The following is a 20,513-nucleotide window of genomic DNA, read 5'->3' as shown; positions in this document are numbered from 1 at the left end:
CATCATGTCAAGAACGCGCGCTCGACTCCGTCCTTTTATGAGAGGAGAGCGCCGATGAAGTTCCTACTGATCCTGCGGGGTGCCGGGGAGGCACGGCTGCGGCGTGACGAGTTCGAGCGAGCCGCCCACGACGCCGGTGAACTGGTCGGCAGCGGGCTGCTCGCGGATCCCCAACTGGCCATCCAGCTACCCGGCCGGCTGCCCGAGTGCGAACCCAGCCAGATCGACGGGTACTACGTCATCGACGTCGACACCCGCGACCGCGCGATCGAGCTCGCCCGCCTACTGCCCGACACCCGAGCCCCCGGCCGCTCCGTCGAGATCCGCGCCCTGATGCAACCCACCGCCGCCGACTTCTAGTCCTTGACGACTTCGAACCAGAGGCTGGTGGCGAGTGGGGACTCGGTGACGCTCTTTCGCTGGAGCCGGACTGTGCGGCCGCCGGGGTGGTCGAAGAGGCGGGTGCCGTCGCCGAGCATCACCGGGGCGAAGAGCAGCAGAACCTCGTCGAGTTCACCGGCCTCGACGCATTGCTTGGCGATGTTGGCGCCGATGACGTTCACGTACTTGTCGCCGGCCGCTGCCTTCGCCTGCGCGAGCGCCTTGGGGAAGTCGTCGACGTAGGTGACATCGGGCTCGGGCGTGGACGGTGGGCGGTGCGTGACGACGTACAGCGGGCCGTTCCAGCCGCCGCCGAACGCCTCGCCCTCGCCGGCCTCGCCCTTGTGTGGGTCGTCGCCGTCGTGCGATCGCCGGCCGACCAGCAATGACCCGATCCGCGGGACCAGTTCGTCGACCTCCGGATTGGGCCCGAGGTACGGGCGCATCCACTGCATGTCCCCGTCCGGTCCGGTGATGAAGCCGTCGACCGACATCGTCACCGAGTACAAGACCTTCGCCATGCGTGCCTCCTGAGAGTGGGTTGGTTCTCGTTGGGACGAGTGAGCGTCGAAAAACTCATCGGCACGCCCCGCTGCGGTCGTTCGGCTGGGATCTGGGTAGCCTTCCGGCAACTTGGTTTCCAGTGCGTGAGGCGAGGTGGAGCGGCGATGCCCGAACTGGACGACGTCCGCCCGCCGAACCCGGCTCCGATCGATCTCGGGCGAGCGTCGCAGGCGCGGGTGTACGACGTACTGCTCGGGGGCAAGAACGCGTTCGAGGTCGACCGGCAGTTCGTCCAGGAGCTGCTCAAGATCGCCCCGGAACTGCCCGAGCTGACTCGGCAGAACCGCCGGTGGATGGCTGAAGCGGTGACCCGGATGGCGACCGACGGCCGGATCGACCAGTTCCTCGACCTCGGCGCCGGACTCCCGACCGCGGAGAACACCCACGACGTCGTACTGCGGACCAACGCCGTCGCGAAGGTCGTGTACGTCGACCACGACCTGACCGCGATCTCGCACGGCCGGGCGCTGCTCGCCGACGAGCAGCGCAGCTTCTTCGCGGGCGCGGACCTGACCGACGCGGCGGCCGTCCTGACAGATCCGGTGGTGACCGGCGCGCTCGATCTGACCCGCCCGGTTGGGATCCTGCTCGGCATGGTCCTGCACTCGGCCGCCGATCCCGGCGCCGTCGTCGCGGACTACCTGGCCGCCGTGCCGGCTGGTTCGTACCTGGCGCTCACCCACCCGATCAACCCGCGCGACGGTGGCCGGCTGGCCGGGTTCTCGACTGCGATCGAGGGGAAGCTGCGGGACACGTTCCCGCACATCCGGTTCCGGACCCGGGACGAGGTGGCGGCGCTCCTCGGCGGGCTCGAGCTGGTCGAGCCGGGGCTGGTCGACCTGACCTCCTGGTGGCCGGACGACGAGCGGAAGCTCAGCACCACCGGCGCGGGACAGCTCCTGCTGGTCGCGCTCGGCCGCAAACCCGGGTAATTCACTGGTGTCCGGCGACCGCCCGGACCATGATGGGTCGCATGTCTGCCAAGGCTGCTGCCGCTCACTGATCGCCCGCGCGCCCCGATGAATGCCGGCGCGTCCGATCAAGCCCGTCCTGCCGACGGGCCCCGAAGCGTGCAGTCCTTCAGCCTTGGAGCCAGCCATCCCATGACCACCCAGTCATCCTGGGTCGAGGTCGCGTGCGACGAGTCGGGGTTCTCCGGAACCAACCTGCTCGACCCCACCTCACCCGTCATCACCCACGCCAGCGTCGATCTCCCCGAAACCGCGGCCGCCGATCTCGTCGACGTACTGCGGACCCGTTTGCGCCGCCGCACGGAGTACAAGGCCAACCAACTCCTGCGCTCCGAGCAACGACCCGCGCTGGAATGGTTGCTCAGCACCCTGCGCGGTCATGCGCACGTCCACGTCATCGACAAGACCGCGTACGTCGCCGCGCGGGTGTTCGAACTGTTCACCGAGGAGCCGTCGTACGGCGCGGGCACCAGCCTCGCCACGGATCACTCGGAGGTGGTCGCGGCGCTGCGGCATCGGACCGGGTTCCTCGCGGCGTTCGTGGACCTGACGCGGACGAAGCGGGTGCGGTTACTGGATCACGCGGCGCTCGATCGGTTTTTCGCGACGTTGCCGGCCGACGTTCCCGCGCTGCGGGCGGTGACCCGGGCCCGGGTCGAGGAGGTGATGCAGCGGCTGATCGACGAGGATCCGGAGCTTCCTCCGCCGCTCGAGCCGCTGGTGCCGGCGCTCGCCGAGACGGTGCTGTACTGGAGCGCCGGCGGTCGTTCGGTCGCCGTGGTGCACGACGAGCAGAGTGCGCTGACCCCGGGACGGGTGGCCAGGCTGGGCGAGTACCTCGCCGGACGGTTCGAACCGGCGCCGTTGCGGTCGTTCGAGCAGGTCGACTCGAAACACGATCCGCGGGTGCAGGTGGCCGACTTTCTGGCCGGGATCGCCCGGCGCCGCAGACCGGACCTGGTGGAACTGCTGGCGCCCTACACCTGCGCGGCGACGAAGTCCTCCCAGGTGTGAGTGCCGACGGTGGCGCCGGTCAGGGTCAGGTTGCCGCCCGCGCGGTACACCTTGCCCGCCTTGCCCGGGACGCGGACGGGCAGCGAGAGCCGGTGCTTGCCGGTCGCCTTCAGGTAGTCGTGGGCGAGCTCTGACAGGCTGTACACCTTCGGGCCGACCAGGTCGGGGACCAGACCCTGCGGCTCGCCGAGCGTCAGTTCGGCCAGCCGCTGGGCCACGTCCCGGCTGTCGACCGGCTGGAACCGGATCCCACCGGGCGTCGGGAGGATCGGCAGTTTCGCCATCGCCCGCACCGTGTTCCAGGCGAAATCGTGCAGCTGGGCGACCCGCAGTACCGTCGACGGCACCGTGGAGCCGCGGACCGCCTGTTCGGCGGCGAGCTTGGACTTGAAGTAGGTCAGCGGCAGTTGGTCGACCGCGGTCACCGAGATGTGTACGAGGTGGCTGACGCCGGCCTGCTCGGCCGCCTGCACCAGGTTGCGGGTGCCGATGTCGTCACCCTTCGGGCCGCCGGCGAGGTGCAGGACGACGTCCACGCCGTCCACCGCCGCCTCGAGACCGTCGCCGGTCAGCAGGTCGACGGCCACGTACTCGACGCCGTCGCCGCGGTCCTGCGCGTGCCGGCTGAGGACGCGGACCTTGCCGCCGGCCGCCTGCAGCAGCGGGACCACCTGCCGGCCGATCGTTCCGGTACCGCCGGTGACGAGGATGGTGCTCATGGTCGCGCTCCGTTCGCTGGGACTCTGTGGGGTTCTGATGCGCTGACGGAGCAGGGTGGGGGGAGTGTGACCGAATGTGAGCTGGAATACATCCAGGCAAAATGTCGAGGGTCTGCCGGCGCCTCCGACGTAGGGGGTGTCGGGCGCACAACGGCGTACCGGCGGAGACAGCGACCTGGAGGTCCGAGATGAAGTACGTGGTACTGATCCACTCGAACATGCAGCCGTGGGGGCACCCGACGATCGACTTCACCGAGGTCGGCCGTGCGGTCCCGGCCGACGAGCGGGCGGCGATGGGCAAGGAGTTCGACGCGATGCTCACCGAGCTGTCCGCGTCCGGTGAGCTGGTCAGCGGCCTGGCGTTGGACGCCCCGAAGACCGGCCGGGTCTACCGGCACGACGGCAAGAAGCCGGTCAGCACCGACGGCCCCTACGCCGAGACGAAGGAACAGCTGGCCGGCTTCTTCGTCCTGGACTGCGCGACCCGGGAACGTGCCGAGGAACTGGCGGAGAAGTTCGCCGGACCTGGCGACACCATCGAGCTGCGCCCGGAGTGGGAGTTCTGACGTGACCGGCACCGGGATCCGGCCGAGCGCACCCGGCCGGATCCCGCCGTGCCGCTCCAGTTTTCGCCACATGTTCCGAAACCGGCCGTTGCGGACAGTAACGCGCGGTGTGTGACGTAGTCCGGGATTCGGAGTGACGTACGCCGTACCGCGGCGGCGAAAGCTCCCTTACTCTGAATGACTTATCGAGCGTCAGGAGGGGTGGGCCGTGACGACTGTCTTGCTGATGGGGCCGCCGGGGGCGGGCAAAGGGACGCATGCGGGTCATCTGGCAGGCCATCTCGGGGTGCCCGTCGTCTCCACCGGCGACCTGTTCCGCCGCAACATCGCGGAGCGGACCGAGCTCGGCCGGACGGCACAGGGCTATCTCGACGCGGGGGAGTACGTGCCCGACGAGGTCACCAACGGGATGGTCCGCGACCGGCTCGCCGGCGCCGACGCCCGTCCGGGTTTCGTCCTCGACGGCTACCCGCGGACGCTCCACCAGGCGAAGGTCCTGGACGAGATGCTCCACGGGCAAGGGCGTTCGCTCGACGCGGCCGTCGTCCTGCAGGTCGAGGTGGATGCCCTGGTCACCCGGCTGCTCCGGCGCGCCGAGATCGAGCACCGCTCGGACGACACCGAAGACGTGATCCGCCGCCGCTTCGAGGTCTACCACGAACAGACCGCACCGCTGCTCGACTTCTACGCCGACCGCGGCATCCACTACGAGGTCGACGCGTCCCCCGACGTCGACACCGTCCGTGCGAGCGTGTGGCAGGTCGCGGTCGAACTCAAGCAGGCCGCCTGACCGTTGCTGGTGGCAACCACGGACAGACGGATCCGTCAGTTGCGCCAGGTCGGGGCGACTGATTTGCGGTAGTTGCGGCCGAAGAGGCCGACGATGAGGGTGAGGACCGGCTTCGGCACGGTGCTGGTGATGGCGTCGGACTCGGCCGGTGTCGCGCCGTCCAGTGCCCAGGCGAAGAACGTGCCGCCCTCGGTCGGACCGACCTTCGCGAACTCGCGGCCCATCGCGCGCATCTCCGGCGTACCCTCCTTCTCCAGGTAGACGGACTCGATCTCCGCCTCCTCGTGGTCGAGGTGCTGAACGGTGGCCCGCTGCAGCCCGCGCATCGCGGTCAGTGCGGCCTCCGCGTCCGAGGTGCTCGCCGACCTCTGCAGCGCAGCCATCGCGGTCCGGGTGGTCGCCAGCGCGTCGGCCATGGTGTCGTGCTCGGCGTCCAACTCCGTCAGTACGTCGTGGCTCACACCGACCTTCTCCAAGGCCGGCCAGGCGATGTCGTGCTCACCCTGGTGGTGCCGGGTGAGCTGCGCGTCGAAGTTCTTCCAGGCCGTCGCCAGCTGCTCGGCCCGCTGCCGGTCCCCGGCCGGGAACTCTCCCAATGCGTCAATGAAGCGATCCAGATCCCGGCGTACGGCGGCGTGGATCGCGCGGTTCATGCTCATTTCCCCCATGACCCGGAGTATCCGTCCGGGAACAACCGTTGACCAGAGCAAGTTGATGGTGAATATGCATGGTGAGTACAAGGTGCCGGGCGGCAAGCTCGTGGTCGCCGATCTGGATGTCGTCGATGAACACGTGCGGAGCGCGCAGATCTCCGGGGACTTCTTCCTCGAGCCGGACGACGCGCTGGAGCGGATCAACGGTGCCTTGGCAGGGCTCCCGGTGGACACCGCGGCGGCGCAGATCGCGGCCCGGGTGCGTGGCGCGCTGGGCGACGGCGTCGAGATGCTCGGGTTCTCGCCCGAGGCGGTCGCGGTCGCGGTACGCCGGGCGTTGACCGGCGCGACCGGATGGCGGGATCACGCGTGGCAGTTCGTGCACGACGTACCGCGGGAGCCGGCGCTGCAGATGGCCCTCGACGAGGTGCTCACCGAGCAGGTCGGGTCGGGTGAACGCCCACCCACGCTGCGCCTGTGGGAGTGGTCGTCGAACGCGGTCATCATCGGCAGCTTCCAGTCCGTGCGCAACGAGGTCGACCTCGACGGCGCGGCCCGCCACGACGTGACCGTGGTACGCCGGATCAGCGGCGGCGGCGCGATGTTCGTCGAACCGGGCAACACGATCACCTACTCGCTGTACGTTCCGGAATCACTCGTCTCCGGACTGTCGTTCGTCGAGTCGTACGCGTTCCTCGACGACTGGGTCATTGGCGCGCTCAACGATCTCGGCATCGCGGCGACGTACCAGCCGATCAACGACATCACCTCGCCGGCGGGCAAGATCGCGGGCGCCGCCCAGAAACGCTTCGCGGGCGGCGCCGTCCTGCACCACGTGACGATGGCCTACGACATGGACGCCTCGAAGATGCTCGAGGTACTGCGGATCGGCCGCGAGAAGCTGTCCGACAAGGGCACCACGAGCGCCAACAAGCGCGTCGACCCGCTGCGCAGTCAGACCGGGCTCGACCGCGCGGACGTGATCGAGCGGATGGTCGGCACGTTCCGGAACCGCTACGGTCTGGAATCCGGCGCCATCGACGACGCGACCGTCGCCGTGGCCGCCGAGCGGGTCGCCGCGAAGTTCGGCACCGAGGAGTGGCTCACGCGGGTGCCGTGATCGGTACGGCGTTGCCGCTGACCCGCACGCGGTTGTCGTCGGGGCGCAGCTCGACCGTGATGAGACTCGGCCGCCCGAGGTCGTCGCCCTGGTGCAGCGTGATCGACGGCTGCCCGAGCCCGAGCTCGCGCAGGTAGGCCCCGAACGCGGCCGCGGCGGCACCGGTCGCCGGGTCCTCGACCACGCCGCCCACCGGGAACGGGTCGCGGACGTGGAAGACGGTCGGCGATTCGCGCCAGACGAGCTGCAGGGTGGTGAGGTCGAGGCCGAGCATGTACGCGAGCAGGCGGTCGAAGTCGTAGTCCAGCGCCGCGAGTCGTTGCCGGGTCGCCGTACCCAGGATCAGGTGGCGCGCTCCGGCGTACCCGATCCGTGGGGGCAGGGCCGGGTCGAGGTCGTCGGCGGACCAGCGGAGGATGTCGAGGACCTCGGTGATGTCCCCGGCCGGTTCGACGGACGGCTCGACGCTGGTGAGGGTCGCCCGGAGGGTGTCGTCGACAGTGACCGGGACGATGCCGGCCGGCGTCGAGAAGACGATCTCGCCCGGACCGTGGCGCTCGGCCAGCGCGACGGCCGTCGCGACCGTGACATGCCCGCAGAACGAGACCTCGGCCTTGGGGGAGAAGTACCGCACCGGGAGCGGGCCGCTGCCGTCCGGGCCCTCGGTGAGGAAGGCGGTCTCGGAGTACCCCACGTCGGCCGCGATCGACAGCATGGTGGCGTCGTCGAGCCCGCGCGCGTCCAGAACCACGCCGGCCGGATTACCACCGGCCGGGTCGGACGCGAAGGCGGTGTAGCGAAGAACGGTCGTCATACCAGCCATCCAATCACCGCCCGCCAGCGGTTATCGCGTCCAGTCGAGCTGCTGCTCCGGAATCGCCAGCCCACGTCCGAACTCCTTCGCCTCCTCCCGCGCCGCGTCGTCGCCACGCCGGTACCGGAACACCCGCCCGGGGAAGATCACGAAGCTCTCGTGCTCGTCGTGAAAGTCGGCGTACCACCCCGGACTCGCCAGCGTTCGCGACAACACCTCGGCCAGCTCCGCCCCACGCTCGACGTCGAACTCGAGCAACGACCAGACATCAGGCTGGGCCACCGACGTACCACCGACGGCAATCCGGCTGACCTTCCGGACAGCCAACGGGATGTCAGCCACCTCGGCCCCAACCCCAAGACTCTCGACAATCAACACTCCGGAATACATACCGATGACGCTATGCGGTGCCACCGACAATCAAGCGTTGCCGGCCAGCTCTGCGATCTGCTGGACGTAATCGACGAGATGCGGGTCGTGCTCCTCGAACGGATAGGCAACGTAGTAGGCGTCCACCGCCGTCTGAGCGTCGGCAAATCCACACCTCGGCCACAGGGCAGTCAGGTCGTCATGGTCCGGTGCGCGGCCGGCCAGCAGTTTCATCAAGAACACCTGCTCCGGCGGAGGGCCCAGAACCGTGAGATGGCTGTGTTCGTACAGCACGGCGCACTCATCGAGATCGAGTCCGGCAGGCATGAACATAGCCGCCGAGTCGTTGAGCCAAGTCGGCCGCAGGCCGTGCCGTTCGCCAACCCGGCGTACGACGGCTTTGACGTCCTCGGTCAACCGGGTCAGGGAATCGACATCCGCGGTGGACTCTCGCAGGCCATGCAGCGCCAGGTACGAACCTCCGACGACCACCAGTCGGCAGACGAGGTCTTCGCGAGCCAACTCATCGGCAACTTCTGCCAGATGGTTGAGGATCTCAGCCTTGCCGAGCACGGCGGCGCTCGGCATAGGCGAACCGTGACTCATGCTGCGTCGCGCCAGAGATCATGCTCGGCGAGCCAGATGTTGCGTGCTGCGAGCTGTGCCGGAGCTTGCGCTCGTGCCTGGCGGACCCGCGCCGGCGTACCAGGCGCCTCCCATGGGGTGGGGGAGGGCGGAACCGACCTGGTCCATCGGGGTCGCGGGACCCCGGCGTCGTCGGCGAGCTTCTCCGCCATGCCGGCCAGGAGCGCGTCGAACGCGGCGTCGCCGGTTCGGTGCGGCGGGGACGCGATCGCTGTCGCGGTGAGATCGCGATGCTCGACGACTGTGTCGATGAAACCGCGCAAGCGCGTCCAGTTGACCTTGCGAACCTTCGCGCCCGGGGAATGGGCCCCTGCCAGGCGCGCGATCGTGAGTTCTGGAGGCAACTGGGACTGTTCAACGGTCAGCGTCAGGTGCTGACCGGCGGCCGCGATCAGTCGCGAAAGCATCGTCAACGTGGGATCACTGAAGCCGGTCTCGATCCTCGAGACCGTGGACGTCGGGACTCCGGCCCTGGTGGCGAGCGCGCTCCGCGACAGGCCGGCGTCCTCGCGTGCCCGTCTGAGCAGTTCGCCTGCACTCATACCTTGTAGCATATATGCAACAGTAGACGACGAACAATACGAGGTGAGATGGAGATCGGGTATCTGATCTTGTATGTCGGGGATCTGGAGGCGTCCGTGGGGTTCTACCGGGACGTGATCGGGTTCGCGTACAAGTTCACCGACGCGGGGTATGCGGAGTTCGACGCGGGTGGGGTGCGGTTCGCGTTGTACGAGCGGCGGCGCGCGGAGTGGCTGACCGAGAGCACGGTGACACCCGGCGCCGGTGGGGAAGTGGTGGTGCCGGTGGACGATGTCGATGCGTACGCCGAGCGGTTGCGCGCAGCCGGCGTACCGCTGCTGAGTGGGCCGGCGGACCGTCCGTGGGGACATCGGACGGTCCACGTCGCCGACCCGGACGGGTTCGTGGTCGAGTTCGCGGAGGAGATCCCGCGGGCCCGGCAGCGGCGGCAGGTCTAGTTCTGCCAGCGGCGCCTGGTCATGCCGCTGATCATCACGATCCAGAACAGGCCCCACAGCAGCCACGGTGCGGTAAGGGCGATCGAGCTGATCACCAGGCCGACCATCAGGAACGGCGCGATCATCATGAACGCCGGCGGTGGACCGGGCCGCCGCAGCGGTCGGGCCGCGCCGTGCGGTACCAGTTCCGTCGTCGACGGGAGGTCGTCGAAGAGCTGGTCGAAATCGTCGGAGTACCGCGCGCGCGTCGCCTGCTCGCTGCGCTCCTCGAACTCGGCCTGGGTCAGCCGCCCGGCCACGAAATGCTCACTCAGCAGAGCAACGGCCTGGTCTCGCTCGGCGTCCCCGATCCGCACCCGCTTCGCCGGTACGTCGCCGCGCCGGCCGTCACGCCCCGCATCCCGTGGGTCGTCCCAGCTCGTCTCGCGCCAGTCGCCGACCCAGCCGGGGCCGCCCCAACGACCGCCCCACCCGGGGCCACCGCGCCCCTGTTCGGGCCGGTCGGCAGCGGACTCGTCGTACCACCGGGGGCCGTTCCAGCCCTGACTGTTCCAGCCCTGAGAGTTCCAGCCCTGAGAATTCCAGCCCTGCCAATCGCGCCTGCGGCCGGCGCCGGGACCGCCACGCCGCCGGCGGTCCCGGTCGGGCGATGTCATGAGCGGTCCTGTTCGGTGCTGTCGCCGTCCTCGGCGAGGATCCCGTACAGCTTGCGCCGCAGGTCCGCGACCGCGTCCCGCGCCCGGGCCTGCTGGTCCGGGGTACCGCTGGCGAGGATCTGCCACATCGCCGTCGCGACCTGTCCGAACAGCGGCCGGAACCCGTTCTCGTCGTCACCCTGGGGAGCGCTCATCGCCTCCCACGGCGCGGACACCTCGTCCTGGTGCTCGCCGACGTACGTCCGGCCCTCGTCGGTCAGCCGGAACGTCCGCCGCCCGACCTCCGCGTCTGCGGTCACCAGGCCCTCGTCCTCGAGCTGCTGCAGGGTCGGGTAGATCGAGCCAGGGCTCGGCTTCCACATGCCGCCGCTGCGCTCGGCGATCTCCTGGATGATCTGGTAGCCGTTCATCGGCTGCTCCGCGAGCACGGCGAGGATCGCCGCGCGCACGTCGCCGCGGCGCGCCTTGGGTCCACGCCAGCGCGGCGGCGGTCCCCACGGCGGACCGAACATCTGCCCGCCGCCGAACATCCCCCACTGCGGCCCGAAGTGCTGCTGGTGGTGTCCCTTGGTGCTCCGCCGGCTGCCGGTCATCGCCGCGCGCAGCTCGTCCACGATGTCGTCGAAGTTCGAACAATGCCGTGCGAGCTGCTGCCAGGGCCAGCCCGCGGCGTACGCCGATCCGGTCATCTCGACCACCCGTTCCTCACGAATGTGATTGCGATAGTCCGACGATATATCGCGAACAATCGCAACCCAAGGGAACTCAGGCGTTGAAGTTCAGCCCGGACGCCGTCGCCGTCAGCACCACCGCGCCACCCACCACGGAGACCCCGCTGAGCTGGGCGCCGAACGGCAGCGGGGGGATCGTGATCCCCTGCGCGAGCTGGTTCTTCAGGGCGTTCCGGAGTACCGACGGAAGCGTGGTCGACAACTGGGAGACGTCCACGGCGATCTTGCCGTTCTGGATCTGCGGCAGGACCGGTACGTCGATCTTGACGCCCTGGACCGTCGCCTGGGCATGCACCTTGCCGTCGACGACCGGCATCTGCAGGCCCTCGAGTCCGGTGCTCTTGACCGCGAGCCGGCCGAGCTCACGCGGCGACAGCTTCAGTTGGAGATCCGTCGTGTCGACGGTCACCGTGCCCTTCTGGTTCAGCACCAGCGACCGCGGCACGTGCACGTCGTGCATGTCGACCTTCAGGCTCTCGGCCGGGACCCCGGAGAACTTCGGCTTCAGCATCGTCATCGTGACGCTGGAGAACTTCTCGTTGTACAGCTGCGGCAGGAACCCGAAGCCGTTGATCTTGACCGAGGTGTCCGTCGAGTGGACGTCGTACTTCCGGGCCTGCGTGTCGGCCCGCGTCGCGAGCTGGTTCTGGGCGACCGTCAGCGCGATCCGGTCGACGACGACCGCCAGCACCGCCAGCAGCACCAGCGTGACGACGAGGCGGCGGATCCACCGGCCTGGTCCGTTAGAGCTCATTGTTGCCCTTCCCGATCATTTCCCGGAGCGCGTCGTCGGTGGTCGTAGGTTTGATGCCGAACGCAACAGTCGTGGCGGTGGAGTCGACCACGAACGGCCGCTGCCACTGGTACTGCATCTCCACCATCTCCCGGGCTGCCGGGTCCACCAACCCAGCTAGCCGGAGTATCGCGGCCGGCATCGCCGCGACCCGCGCGGGGGGTGCCCCGGCCAGATCGGCGGCACGACGGGCCAGTTCCCGCACCGACAGCGGCGCCGGCGTCGGCACGTGCCAGGCACGTCCCCAGGCGCTCTCGTCGTCGGCGATCGCGATCAGTGTTCGCGCGACGTCACCGACGTACGTCCAGCTGTGTGGCGCGTCGAGGTCGCCCGGCATCAGTCCGCGCTTGCCGGCGATCACCTTCGGCAACACGGTGACGCTGAACGGTGACACCGCGCCAGCGCCGAGGTAGTCCGAGCCGCGCACCTCAGCCGTCCGGATCCGCCCGGCCTCGTGGGCCGCCAGGGCGTCGGTCCAGAGTTGCGCCCGTACCCGCCCCTTCACGGTGTTGGGCAGCAGCGGCAGCTCTTCGGTCATCGGGCCGTCGACAGCGCCGTACCCGTAGAGGTTGCCGGTGGTGACCAGCACCGCGCCGCTGGCCTCCGCGGCGGCGATCAACGCCGCATTGAGCGGCGGCCACTCGGTCGTCCACTTGTTGTACGCCGGTCCCGCGCACGAGTAGATCGTCGACGCGCCATCGACGTACTGCGTCAATCCGGATCGGGCGTCGGCCGCGACGCGCTCCACCCCGTCCGGTCCACCGCCGGACCGCGTGATGACCCGCACCTTCTCACCGCGCGCCGCCAGCGACCGCGCGACCGCGCTCCCCACCGCACCAGCACCGACAACGACGCGCACGCGATCCCTCTCCGTCCAGATCTCTCACACAGTACCGATGCCCACGACCACAGAGCCGCGCAGGCCTGCCACGCAGCGCGATGGCCCGGGCTTTCGTCACCCGGCAGGGGTGATGCCGGCCGGGTCCGTCCGTACCAGGGTAGGGAGCGTGGTCGAGGGAACGACGCCGTTCTCGCGGCCCGCGGCCCTCCCGTGCCCGATGCACTTTCTCGATGGTGTGGCTGGAAGGGGAGCTATGACTGTGACGACCCGGGGTAAAACGGCGAGTCCCGCCACGCGGTCGGCGCGCAGAGACCTGGAACAGGACAAGGACGCCACCCGGTTGAGCCGGGCGGATCGAGTCGCACTAGGGAAGGACGCCCGCGGAGCTACTCCACGGGAGTCGCACGCGGAGTTCCGGCCCATCGCCTCGCGGGATCCGATCGGGCTGCTCCTGGAGCAGGCGAAGACGCGGGTACCGGAGCTGGTGCCGATCCGGCACGGGCGGATGCTGGCGTCGCCGTTCTCGTTCTACCGGGGCGCGGCGCTGCCGATGGCGGCCGACCTGGCCACGACGCCGACGTCGCGGCTGCGGGTGCAGCTGTGCGGTGATGCGCACCTGGCTAACTTCGGCGCATTCGCCTCGCCCGAGCGGCAGCTGGTGTTCGACGTCAACGACTTCGACGAGACGCTGCCCGGGCCGTTCGAATGGGACGTCAAACGGCTGGCGGCCAGCCTCGCGGTGGCCGGACGAACCAACGGGTACGGGCGCAAGCGCCGCCGCGAGATCGTGCTCGCCGCGGTCAAGGGCTACCGGACGGCGATGCGCGGGTTCGCGCACGAGGAGTTCCTGGACGTCTGGTACACGCACCTCGACATCGAGCAGGCCCTGCGGGACCTGCAGTCCGAGATGACGTCGAAGCAGTTCGCCGCGACCGAGAAGATGCTCGCCAAGGCCCACACCCACGACAGCGCGCAGGTGCTGCGCAAGCTGACCACGGTCGTCGACGGCCGGCGGCAGATCATCAGCGACGCGCCGATCGTCGTCCCGATCGAGGAGGTCTTCGCCGACGAGCAGGCCGATGCGGTGTACGAGCAGATCCGCAAGATGCTGGGCAAGTACCGGCGTACCCTGCAGTCCGACCGGCGGCACATGCTTGAGCAGTTCACGCTGGTCCAGGCGGCGCGGAAGGTCGTCGGCGTGGGCAGTGTCGGTACCCGCGCGTGGATCGTGCTGATGGACAGCGGAGACGGGGTGGAACCCGTGTTCCTGCAGGCCAAGGAGGCACAGGACTCGGTCCTGGCGGAGTACTGCGGGCGCAGCCAGTACACCAACCAGGGCGAGCGGGTGGTCGCGGGACAGCACCTGATGCAGGCCGAGAGCGACATCTTCCTCGGCTGGACCCGCGTTCCGGGCCCGGACGGCGTGGACCGCGACTACTACGTGCGTCAGCTCAAGGACTGGAAGTTCTCCTTCCCGATCGAGCAAGCGGTGCCCTCGGGGATGTCGCTGTACGCCCGCCTGTGCGGATCGACCCTGGCGCGCGCGCACGCCCGCTCCGGCGACCGCGTCGTGCTGGCCGCCTACCTCGGTGGCTCGGACGTCTTCGACCAGGCGATCGCCGACTTCGCCGAAACCTACGCCGACCAGAACGAACGCGACTACGCCGCGCTCGAGCACGCCGTCAAGGCCGGCAAGGTCGAAGCGACCACCGGCGTCTGAACCACAGAACAGTCTGCACCGCAGAACAGGAAGGGAGACGTTCATGGCAGATCCCGCCATCGATCCCGAGCTCGACCGTCCAGCGGCCCTCGGGCGCCGGTACTTCGTCCGGTTCGAGGAAGACGTGCTCCGGCAACGACCGTTGTGGATCCGGCTGATCATCGAGTTCCTGGGCACGTTCGTGCTGGTCACGGTGGCGGCCGGATCCGGGGTGATCAACCACTACGTGGGCAACGCGCCGATCAGCAGGACGGCGGCTGTGATCGCGCCCGGAGCGGCCGTGATGGCGATGATCTACGCCTGGGGCCCGCTGTCGGGCCTGCACATCAACCCCGCCGTCTCCTTCGCCTTCACGGCCCGGGGCGTCTTCCCGCCGAAGTGGCTGGTGCCGTACTGGCTGGTGCAGTTCGCCGGAGCGATCTGTGCGGCACTGTTCCTGCAGGGGATGTTCGGCGACGTCAGCCAGGGCAGCAACTATCCGATCAGCTCGTCCGGCGGGGAGTGGAAGTCGTTCGTGATGGAGACGATCCTGACCGCGATCCTGGTCAGCATCATCCTGAACACGGCGACCGGCGCCCGCAGCATCGGCCACAACGCGGCCATCGCGGTCGGCTCGACGGTCGCGCTGCTCGGCCTGTTCGCCAGCCCGATCAGTGGCGCGTCGATGAACCCGGCCCGCACCCTCGGGCCCGACATCGTCGGCAACGACTACACCGGCTGGTGGGTGTACGTCGCCGGTCCGCTGCTCGGCGCCGCGATCGCCGTGGCGATCATCGGAAGCGTCCGCGGCCTGCCCGACAAGGACGAGCGCGAGGCCGCGGAGGGCGGCGCCCTGCCGCTCACCGAGGGCTCGCGCCGCGAGCGCACTTGAGCAGGCCGATGTTCGACTTCGAGGGGGACGCGGGGAGTTCGCCGGACCTGACATCGCAGGTACGGCGGGCCATGGGAAAGGCTGCTCGGCAACGAGCGCCGCGGCACACGCACGGCGATTGGGCGCCGGCGTCCGATCGGCCGGACCCCATCGACATCCTCGAGGAACAGGCCACGACGCGCGAGAAGGATCTGGTCCCGATTCGCTACGGCCGGATGCTGTCGTCGCCGTTCGCCTTCTTCCGCGGCGGTCCCGCGATCATGGCGAACGACCTCGCCGGGAGTCCCACCAGCGGCATCACGGTCCAGGTATGCGGTGACGCGCACCTGGTGAACTTCGGGCTGTTCGCGTCGCCGGAGCGGGACCTCGTCTTCGACGTGAACGATTTCGACGAGACCCTGCCGGGGCCGTGGGAGTGGGACGTGAAGCGCCTCGCGGCGAGCGTCGCGGTTGCTGCCCGCCAGAAGGGGCTTCCGCTCGGCCGGCAACACGATGCTGCTCGGTCGACGGTGCGCGGTTACCGCGAGGCCATGCTGGGCTACGCCGACCAACGGACGATCGACCTGTGGTACATGCACATGTCCACCGAGAAACTCACCGACATCGCCGAGCAACTGGAGGCCGAGTTCGGGATCCGGGCGCCCAAACTGTCTCCTGACCGGCTGGCGAAGATCTTCGCGAAGGCCCGGGCGCGCGACAGCCTGGGGGCGTTGGCCAGGCTTTGCCGGTCGGACGGCGTGTCGGTCCGTCTGGCCAGCCGGCCGCCCTTGCTGGTCCCGGTCCGGCAGTTGTGGTCCGCCGACGACGCGGACCGGATCGCCGAGGCAGTCCAGCAGGCGTTCGGCGGGTACCGGGGGAGTCTTGGAGACGACCGTCGCACGCTGCTCGACCAGTACGAGATCGTCGACATGGCGAGGAAAGTGGTCGGCGTCGGCAGCGTCGGCACCCGCTGTTTCGTGGTCCTGATGCGCGGCAAGAGCCCGGACGACGTGCTGTTCCTCCAGGTCAAGCAGGCGGAGTCCTCGGTTCTCGAGCCGTACGTGGCGGCCAGCAGTTATCCGACGCACGGGCATCGGGTGGTGGCCGGCCAGCGCCTCCTGCAGGCGCTGTCGGACGAGTTCCTCGGCTGGACGACCGCATTGGACGGAAACGACTACTACGTCCGGCAGTTGTGGGACATGAAGGGCGAGATCGACCCGTCGAAACTCACTCCCGGTGGGCTACGCGTGTACGGCGCCCTGTGCGGACGGACCCTCGCTCGGGCGCACGGCAGAGGAGGCGATGAGGTCGCGATCGCGGCGTACCTCGGGAAGTCCGACACCTTCGACCGGGCGGTCGCGGACTTCGCGCTGACCTACGCCGACGTCAACGACCGCGACCACCAACGACTCGCGGCGGCGGTCGACGCCGGCACCGTCGAAGCCGTCGCGCCCTGACCGGGCGTTGAACGAGGGGCTGGTCGCCAACTCCCCAGCCAAACACTCCACCAGTAAGGACGGCGTCACCCGCGAGGGGTGATGGGGCCGGCCACGGTACGGCGTGAAGCTGAGGGCATGATGCGCGCGACGGACGCGATGCCGAGCGACCCGGGGAACGAGTACGCCGTGCAGCCGGGCGGACTGTCGTTCCGGGTCGCGGTCGGCGGAACGCGGCGCGCGCCATGACCGCCGGCGCCGGCATAGCGCCGTACGAGGCTGCGGCCCGGCCTTCGTTCGGCAGGGTGGCGTGGGCGCTGCTGCGAGTGGCCGTGGTGGCGGCCGCGCTGGTAGCCCTGTATTACGCGCTGCCGTTGGACCACGCCTCCACCTTCACCGCGGTGACCATCCTTGTCGTCGGGTTGGCCGCGTTCATCGCTCTGGTCACGGCTCAGGTCCTGATGATTCTCCGGTCGCCGTTCCCCGCGGTGCGGGCCGTCGAATCGCTGGGCACCAGCGTGCCGCTGTTCCTGCTGCTGTTCGCCTCCACCTACGTCGTGATGGCCGCGCGGTCGGCGAGCAGCTTCGGCGAGCAGCTGACCCACAGCGAAGCCCTGTACTTCACCGTCACCGTGTTCTCCACGGTCGGGTTCGGTGACATCACCGCCAAGAGCGATGCGGCGCGGATGGTGGTCACTGGGCAGATGATCGCCGACCTGATCGTCTTCGGTGTGGCGATCAAGGTCGTCGTCGGCGCGGTCCAGCGTGGCCGGCAACGCAAGGCAGCACCGCGGCCGGACGCAGCGGACGAACCGGCAGACACCTCACAGTGACGCCCGGTCGGCACCGAAGCGGAAGCCGTTCAGGCCGGCTGCCCGGTCCGGTGCGGCGGCGCTGTGGCCGTGCGCCTGCTGAGGAGCCCGGCCAGGAGCATGACGAGCACAGCGATGCCCACCGGCCGCGGCAATCGCACCGCAGTACACCGCGTAGTTCCAGAAGCGAATCGCCACCCCGTGCATCAGCAGGTCGCCCGGCGAGGGCCATCCCGCGCGGGTGATGTCTTCGCCGGGGAGCGCCCCTAGCGTTCGGGGCATGGTTGTTGCGGGTTGGTGGCACTCTGTGGCGCGGGATCGGTCGTGACCGCGGTTTCCGGGCCGGGCCCCGCACCGCCGGTCACTCAGCACCGGGATTTCTGGGTGCTGATCGCCTACGCGGTGGTTCTCGGGGTGTTCGGAGCGTTCGCCGGGCTGATCTTCATCGGCGTGCTCACGCTCGGCGGCAGGTGGTACAGCGATGCCGATTCGGGCTGGTTCGGCGGCAAGTGGTGGTGGATCGCGATCGCCGTGGCAGCGGGTGTCCTGGTCGGCCTGGTACGGCGGCTGATGCGGGTGCCGTGGAAGACTCCGGGGCTGTTCGACGACCTGCAGACCGAGCACGTCGATACTCGGTTGGTGCCCGGGATCGCGGCGGTCTCGACGGTGTCGCTGATCGGGGGCGCCAGCCTCGGCCCGGAGAAGGCGCTGGGGGCCATGGGCGGCGGCGTCGGCAGCTGGATCGCTGAGCGACGAAGGCTCAAGAAGGAGAACGCCGGGGTGAACACCCTGGCCGGGTTCGCCGGTGCCTACGGTGGGCTGTTCTCCAGCCCGGTGATCGTGGTGCTGCTGATCCTGGAGGTCGCCCGCCCGGGCGGACGGCGGCTCACCAAGGCCCTGGCCGCACAGACCGTGGCATCGAGCATCTCGTTCGCCGTCTACTTCGTCATTGCCGGCGCCGCGTTCATCGACGACTACCAAGTGCCGGGGTACGCGTTCAAGGACTGGCAGCTCCTGGCCGCGGTGCCGCTGGGCCTGTTCGCGGCCTTGGTGGTGACGGTGCTCGCTGGGTTCATGCTCGGAGCTGCGCGGCTGTTCGAGCGGCTGAAACTCCCCGAGATGACCAAACCGGTGCTCGGCGGGCTGATCTTCGGGGTCGTCGGCGTGGCCCTGCCGCTGACCATGTTCAACGGCAGCGACCAACTCAAGGTCGTGCTCACCGACGCGGGCAGCCTCGGCCTGGGCCTGCTCGTCACCCTGCTGATCGCGAAGATGCTCACCTTCGCCGTCAGCCAGGGCAGCGGCTTCATCGGCGGGCCGATCTTTCCGTCGCTGTTCATCGGCGGCACGGCCGGAGTCATCGTGCACCAGGTCATCCCCGGCGTACCGCTCGGACTGGCGTTCTCCTGCCTGCTCGCCGCCGTCCCGGGCGCGATGGTGTCCGCGCCGTTCGCGATGGTCCTGATGACCGCGTTCCTGACGCAGGTAGGGGCCTTGCAGACCGCACCCATCCTGATCGCGGTTGTGACCGCCTTCCTCACCCTCGAAGGCGTCAAGTACTTCCTCGCCACCCGCAGACAGTCCCGCACACCCCAACCGGCCACCAAACAACCGGAGACCTCGGAGGGTTCGTGACGCGCTTGGTGCCCCCGGCAGGATTCGAACCTGCGACGCACGGTTTAGGAAACCGACGCTCTATCCCCTGAGCTACGGGGGCGCACGCGGGGACAGCTTAGCGGAGGTGCGGGTGTGGTCGGGGTCAGCCGGTGAGGGCGGTGACGCCGAGGTGGCCGGTGATGGATTTGTAGCGTTCGGCGTAGAGGGTGGTGCAGCGCGAGGCGGCGCAGCCGGCGCCGGCGAAGGTGATGCCGCGGATAGTGGCCGAGCTGCTGCCGCGGCGGGAGTAGACCGGGCCGCCGGAGTCGCCGCCGATGATCGCCACCAGCCCGCCGCGGGTCGCGCGGATCACGTACGTCGTGCACCCGTCGACATCGCAGTACTGCGCCGACGTCGAACGGACCGTGAGGCCGCAGACAGACGTACTGAAGCTGCCGGACTGGCAGACGACCGTGCCGACGCCGGGGTCGCCGCCGCCGGTGACGGTGCGGGTGGCGACGGTGTCGCCGGGGCCGTCGGTCCAGATCTTCGGGCCGTAGGCGCTGCCGGTGACCAGCGACTGGTCGTAGTCCGGGTAGTTCGTCCGCACCGTGGTGGTGCCGTAGTAGTTGGTGCCGGACTTCCAGACCGTCCCGCGCTGACCGCAGTGGCCGGCCGTGACCGAGGCGCGCTGGCCGTTGGACCGGCGTACGACGGAGAAGCCGGCGGTGCAGTTCTTCAGCGCCGACGTGATCCGGGCACCGCCCCAGTGACCGCCCTTCGGGGTGTCACTGAGCCGGGACGTGCGCGCGAGCGAACCGGCGACCATTTGTACGCCGGACAGTTCGCGGAGGCCGGCCTGGGACTCGGGGGAGGTCGTCGCTTGGTCGTACTCGACGACGACGTTCTCGCTGATCGGGTCGAGGTCGGCGGCGAACGTCGTACGGGAGGCGTCGGCGGACCACGAACGGTCGCCGACGGTGGTCCAGGTGTCGGCGATGGACTTGGCCGAGCGGCAGCTGCGCTCGATCTTCACCATCTGTTTGCCGGCCGCCGGGAGGTTCCGGGCCATCGCGGACTGGTACTTCTTGCTGTCCAGCTTCGCGGAGTCGACGACGACCTTGTACCCGCTCGTCGCCGAGCCGACCACGCCGATGATGCCCTGGCTGAGTCCGTACGGCAGACCGGACTTCGGGCGGCCGGTCGCGTCGAGCGGCTCGAGGGAGTCGACCGCCGCGGAGATGCCGTCGCCGAGCGACTCACCGAGCGGGCGGGCGTCGGAGGTGGACGTCGGCTGGGAGAGTCGTTTCGCATCGGTCGAGCTCGTACTCGGCTGGGCGTGCGAGCACGCTGCGGCGCCCGTCACCGAGCCCGACGAGGGCACGGTGAGGGCGACTGCGAAGAGTGAGGCTGAGCCGAGAGCGAGCAGTGGGACGGTAACAGAGAGTCGCACGAAGCTCCCCAGATCGGTGGACCAAACCCCTAGATGGTC

The 20,513-nt window shown here is 69.2% G+C and carries 25 protein-coding genes and 1 tRNA gene; 12 read left to right on the top strand and 14 right to left on the bottom strand.

The annotated features are described in order from the left end of the window. Positions 1 to 54 precede the first annotated feature (54 nt). Positions 55 to 360 carry a YciI family protein gene (locus AC0662_RS29335; protein ID WP_452196971.1) on the top strand — a complete coding sequence of 102 codons (306 nt, stop codon included), beginning with the start codon at positions 55 to 57 and terminating at the stop codon, positions 358 to 360. Here AC0662_RS29335 and AC0662_RS29330 read toward each other — a convergent pair. Next, a complete protein-coding gene (locus AC0662_RS29330; RefSeq protein ID WP_452196972.1) occupies positions 357 to 902 on the bottom strand; it encodes a dihydrofolate reductase family protein in 546 nt (181 codons plus the stop codon). The two genes, AC0662_RS29335 and AC0662_RS29330, sit on opposite strands and share 4 nt — an antisense overlap. A gap of 147 nt (positions 903 to 1,049) precedes the next feature. On the opposite strand from AC0662_RS29330, the gene AC0662_RS29325 reads away from it, so the two are divergent. Both AC0662_RS29325 and AC0662_RS29320 read left to right on the top strand, forming a co-directional pair. After that, on the top strand, positions 1,050 to 1,877 hold the full coding sequence (locus AC0662_RS29325; protein ID WP_478304637.1) for an SAM-dependent methyltransferase: 828 nt from the start codon (positions 1,050 to 1,052) through the stop codon (positions 1,875 to 1,877). A 171-nt stretch (positions 1,878 to 2,048) separates the two neighbouring features. Then, positions 2,049 to 2,930 (top strand): DUF3800 domain-containing protein, encoded by an 882-nt coding sequence (locus AC0662_RS29320; protein ID WP_452196974.1) that lies wholly within the window; start codon positions 2,049 to 2,051, stop codon positions 2,928 to 2,930. Here the strand turns inward: AC0662_RS29320 and AC0662_RS29315 are convergent. After that, positions 2,894 to 3,649 carry an SDR family oxidoreductase gene (locus tag AC0662_RS29315; RefSeq protein WP_478304635.1) on the bottom strand — a complete coding sequence of 252 codons (756 nt, stop codon included), beginning with the start codon at positions 3,647 to 3,649 and terminating at the stop codon, positions 2,894 to 2,896. The genes AC0662_RS29320 and AC0662_RS29315 overlap by 37 nt on opposite strands. 188 nt (positions 3,650 to 3,837) lie before the next feature. Between AC0662_RS29315 and AC0662_RS29310 the strand changes: the two genes are divergently transcribed. Both AC0662_RS29310 and AC0662_RS29305 read left to right on the top strand, forming a co-directional pair. Next, positions 3,838 to 4,215, top strand: a complete 378-nt coding sequence (locus tag AC0662_RS29310; RefSeq protein ID WP_452196976.1) for a YciI family protein — start codon at positions 3,838 to 3,840, stop codon at positions 4,213 to 4,215. Between the two features lie 208 nt (positions 4,216 to 4,423). Next, on the top strand, positions 4,424 to 5,005 hold the full coding sequence (locus AC0662_RS29305; protein WP_452196977.1) for an adenylate kinase: 582 nt from the start codon (positions 4,424 to 4,426) through the stop codon (positions 5,003 to 5,005). A gap of 35 nt (positions 5,006 to 5,040) precedes the next feature. On the opposite strand, the gene AC0662_RS29300 is transcribed toward AC0662_RS29305, so the two are convergent. Further along, positions 5,041 to 5,658, bottom strand: coding sequence for a hemerythrin domain-containing protein (locus tag AC0662_RS29300; RefSeq protein ID WP_478304633.1), 618 nt, complete (start codon positions 5,656 to 5,658; stop codon positions 5,041 to 5,043). 61 nt (positions 5,659 to 5,719) lie between these two features. Between AC0662_RS29300 and AC0662_RS29295 the strand changes: the two genes are divergently transcribed. Continuing rightward, the gene (locus AC0662_RS29295; RefSeq protein WP_478304631.1) at positions 5,720 to 6,778 is read left to right on the top strand and encodes a lipoate--protein ligase family protein; all 1,059 of its coding nucleotides are present in this window, start codon (positions 5,720 to 5,722) and stop codon (positions 6,776 to 6,778) included. Here AC0662_RS29295 and AC0662_RS29290 read toward each other — a convergent pair. The 4 genes from AC0662_RS29290 to AC0662_RS29275 are packed head-to-tail and all read right to left on the bottom strand — an operon-like array spanning position 6,762 to position 9,148. Next, positions 6,762 to 7,592: a PhzF family phenazine biosynthesis protein gene (locus AC0662_RS29290; RefSeq protein ID WP_478304629.1), complete on the bottom strand. Its 831-nt coding sequence runs from the start codon at positions 7,590 to 7,592 to the stop codon at positions 6,762 to 6,764. The two genes, AC0662_RS29295 and AC0662_RS29290, sit on opposite strands and share 17 nt — an antisense overlap. A gap of 30 nt (positions 7,593 to 7,622) precedes the next feature. Further along, positions 7,623 to 7,982 (bottom strand): hypothetical protein, encoded by a 360-nt coding sequence (locus AC0662_RS29285; RefSeq protein ID WP_452196981.1) that lies wholly within the window; start codon positions 7,980 to 7,982, stop codon positions 7,623 to 7,625. A 30-nt stretch (positions 7,983 to 8,012) separates the two neighbouring features. Beyond that, positions 8,013 to 8,549 carry a DUF6036 family nucleotidyltransferase gene (locus tag AC0662_RS29280; RefSeq protein WP_452196982.1) on the bottom strand — a complete coding sequence of 179 codons (537 nt, stop codon included), beginning with the start codon at positions 8,547 to 8,549 and terminating at the stop codon, positions 8,013 to 8,015. A 14-nt stretch (positions 8,550 to 8,563) separates the two neighbouring features. Beyond that, complete coding sequence (locus AC0662_RS29275; protein WP_452196983.1) at positions 8,564 to 9,148, bottom strand: helix-turn-helix domain-containing protein; 585 nt, start codon at positions 9,146 to 9,148, stop codon at positions 8,564 to 8,566. Between the two features lie 48 nt (positions 9,149 to 9,196). On the opposite strand from AC0662_RS29275, the gene AC0662_RS29270 reads away from it, so the two are divergent. Then, positions 9,197 to 9,586: a VOC family protein gene (locus AC0662_RS29270; protein WP_478304627.1), complete on the top strand. Its 390-nt coding sequence runs from the start codon at positions 9,197 to 9,199 to the stop codon at positions 9,584 to 9,586. On the opposite strand, the gene AC0662_RS29265 is transcribed toward AC0662_RS29270, so the two are convergent. The 4 genes from AC0662_RS29265 to AC0662_RS29250 form a co-directional block, all read right to left on the bottom strand. Continuing rightward, positions 9,583 to 10,242 carry a DUF1707 SHOCT-like domain-containing protein gene (locus tag AC0662_RS29265; protein ID WP_478304625.1) on the bottom strand — a complete coding sequence of 220 codons (660 nt, stop codon included), beginning with the start codon at positions 10,240 to 10,242 and terminating at the stop codon, positions 9,583 to 9,585. The genes AC0662_RS29270 and AC0662_RS29265 overlap by 4 nt on opposite strands. Beyond that, complete coding sequence (locus AC0662_RS29260; protein WP_478304623.1) at positions 10,239 to 10,931, bottom strand: PadR family transcriptional regulator; 693 nt, start codon at positions 10,929 to 10,931, stop codon at positions 10,239 to 10,241. The genes AC0662_RS29265 and AC0662_RS29260 overlap by 4 nt, the downstream gene beginning before the upstream one ends. 76 nt (positions 10,932 to 11,007) lie before the next feature. Further along, positions 11,008 to 11,727 carry an LmeA family phospholipid-binding protein gene (locus AC0662_RS29255; protein WP_478304621.1) on the bottom strand — a complete coding sequence of 240 codons (720 nt, stop codon included), beginning with the start codon at positions 11,725 to 11,727 and terminating at the stop codon, positions 11,008 to 11,010. Beyond that, positions 11,717 to 12,625, bottom strand: a complete 909-nt coding sequence (locus AC0662_RS29250; RefSeq protein WP_478304619.1) for an NAD-dependent epimerase/dehydratase family protein — start codon at positions 12,623 to 12,625, stop codon at positions 11,717 to 11,719. The genes AC0662_RS29255 and AC0662_RS29250 overlap by 11 nt, the downstream gene beginning before the upstream one ends. 235 nt (positions 12,626 to 12,860) lie before the next feature. On the opposite strand from AC0662_RS29250, the gene AC0662_RS29245 reads away from it, so the two are divergent. The 4 genes from AC0662_RS29245 (at position 12,861) to AC0662_RS29230 (ending at position 17,446) form a co-directional block, all read left to right on the top strand. Continuing rightward, positions 12,861 to 14,327: a DUF2252 domain-containing protein gene (locus AC0662_RS29245; protein WP_452196989.1), complete on the top strand. Its 1,467-nt coding sequence runs from the start codon at positions 12,861 to 12,863 to the stop codon at positions 14,325 to 14,327. 43 nt (positions 14,328 to 14,370) lie between these two features. Continuing rightward, the gene (locus AC0662_RS29240) at positions 14,371 to 15,198 is read left to right on the top strand and encodes an MIP/aquaporin family protein (RefSeq protein WP_452196990.1); all 828 of its coding nucleotides are present in this window, start codon (positions 14,371 to 14,373) and stop codon (positions 15,196 to 15,198) included. An 8-nt stretch (positions 15,199 to 15,206) separates the two neighbouring features. Then, a complete protein-coding gene (locus AC0662_RS29235) occupies positions 15,207 to 16,634 on the top strand; it encodes a DUF2252 domain-containing protein (RefSeq protein ID WP_478304617.1) in 1,428 nt (475 codons plus the stop codon). A gap of 224 nt (positions 16,635 to 16,858) precedes the next feature. After that, a complete protein-coding gene (locus tag AC0662_RS29230) occupies positions 16,859 to 17,446 on the top strand; it encodes a potassium channel family protein (RefSeq protein ID WP_478304615.1) in 588 nt (195 codons plus the stop codon). Here AC0662_RS29230 and AC0662_RS29225 read toward each other — a convergent pair. Next, complete coding sequence (locus tag AC0662_RS29225) at positions 17,438 to 17,707, bottom strand: hypothetical protein (RefSeq protein WP_452196993.1); 270 nt, start codon at positions 17,705 to 17,707, stop codon at positions 17,438 to 17,440. The genes AC0662_RS29230 and AC0662_RS29225 overlap by 9 nt on opposite strands. 42 nt (positions 17,708 to 17,749) lie before the next feature. Here AC0662_RS29225 and AC0662_RS29220 point away from each other — a divergent pair, with 42 nt between their 5' ends. Further along, complete coding sequence (locus tag AC0662_RS29220; protein ID WP_452196994.1) at positions 17,750 to 19,060, top strand: chloride channel protein; 1,311 nt, start codon at positions 17,750 to 17,752, stop codon at positions 19,058 to 19,060. A gap of 6 nt (positions 19,061 to 19,066) precedes the next feature. Here AC0662_RS29220 and AC0662_RS29215 read toward each other — a convergent pair. Next, a tRNA-Arg gene (locus AC0662_RS29215) sits at positions 19,067 to 19,142 on the bottom strand. Positions 19,143 to 19,184: 42 nt separating this feature from the next. Beyond that, positions 19,185 to 20,474 carry a chymotrypsin family serine protease gene (locus tag AC0662_RS29210; protein WP_478304613.1) on the bottom strand — a complete coding sequence of 430 codons (1,290 nt, stop codon included), beginning with the start codon at positions 20,472 to 20,474 and terminating at the stop codon, positions 19,185 to 19,187. Positions 20,475 to 20,513 lie beyond the last annotated feature (39 nt).

The sequence above is a fragment of the Kribbella sp. NPDC043289 genome, assembly GCF_056436705.1.
This window is presented reverse-complemented; position numbering and strand designations above follow the sequence as displayed.